We start from the raw sequence: 1,311 nt of genomic DNA on the forward strand, positions 1-1,311 counted from the left end.
CGGGTCGACCCACCGGGCGATCAGCCGCGTGGGCGCGGGCCGCCCGGGCGTGCGACGGCTGGGCCGCAGCGGGGGCGCCCACAGAACCGACCTCGCCATGGGGGCCGGCGGGAAGCCCTCAGGCAGAGTCGATCCGGCGCCTGCGGTACAGAGCGCGGTGAAGTCGAAGTCGGCGCTGCGGGTCAGTACATCGGCCACGGAGTCCGCGAAGACCGCGAGGTCCTCGGCGTCGCGCCGCGAGCTGCCGATCACCCTGGCCGCCGCACCCGCGCCGCGGGCCTCGGAGATGTTCTCCAGCAGCGCGAGCTGCAGCGTCGGGTGCTCGGACACCTCGATCAACACATCCGCGCCGGCCTCGAGCGCCGCCGCGGTCGCGAGGTCGAAGCGGACGGGGTTGCGGAGGTTGAGGTACCAGTAGTCGACCGGGGAGATGTCGGAGGTGATCGGGCCGCCTAGCGTGCCGCCGATACACAGGTCGCCCGTATCCAGAAAGGTCGTCGAGTCGTTGTCGGCGAGGTAGGCGACGCGGTCGGCGGCGATCATGCCCACGATGGAGGTATGCGCGGGGTAGGCGACTCGGATCTCGCGCGCGAACGTGCCTGCCTCCGTGAGCTGTTCGACGACGGCGTGCACCTCGCCCTGCGAGCCGCTGATGCACTGGATGTGCGCCGAGTTCACCACCGAGTGCTCGACGAATCCGCTGCGCCGAGCGATGATCGCGGCCGTCGCCTCGCGGTCGATCCCCAACACCGCCATGGCGTAGCCCTCGGGGGACAGGTCGCGCACCAGCCGCGCGCGTCCGGTCACCACCCGCAGGCCGTCGTCGAGCGAGATCGCCCCGGCTGCGACGGCGGCGGCGATCTCGCCCTGGCTGTGGCCGAGGTGGATGTCCGCGTGCACGCCGGCGGCGTTCCACATCGCAACCATGCCCAGCATCTGCATGAAGATCGCGGGCTGCACCACGTCGACGGGCGCGTCGATCCGGACCGACGCGCTGCCACCCGCCGCGTCGTCGTCGGGGGCGTAGTCGCCCTCCGCCAGCAGGTAGTCACGCGGCGACGCGTCGAACAGCGCGAGCGAGCGCTCGTGGGAACGGTCGATCGAGCCGCGGTACACGTCGGATAGCCGGTAGTACAGCGCGCCCATACCCGGGCGCTGGCTGCCCTGCCCCGGATACACGAACGCCGGGCGACCGGAACCCGGTGTCCCGCGGTGGATCCGGACACCTTCGGGCAGGTTCCCGCGCCCGAGCGCCTCGCCCAGCTCGGCGAGCGCGGCGCGGAGGCCGGCGCGGTCGCGGGCGCGCACGAG

At 72.7% G+C, this 1,311-nt stretch carries 1 protein-coding gene; it reads right to left on the reverse strand.

Going from position 1 to position 1,311, the window contains the following annotated elements; translation table 11 throughout:
* On the reverse strand, positions 1–1,311 hold a 1,311-nt coding region (locus ABD908_RS27335), incomplete at both ends, for an acyltransferase domain-containing protein (RefSeq protein WP_345002052.1).

The sequence above is a fragment of the Tsukamurella soli genome (assembly GCF_039541155.1).
GTDB classification, from domain to species: Bacteria; Actinomycetota; Actinomycetes; order Mycobacteriales; family Mycobacteriaceae; genus Tsukamurella; species Tsukamurella soli.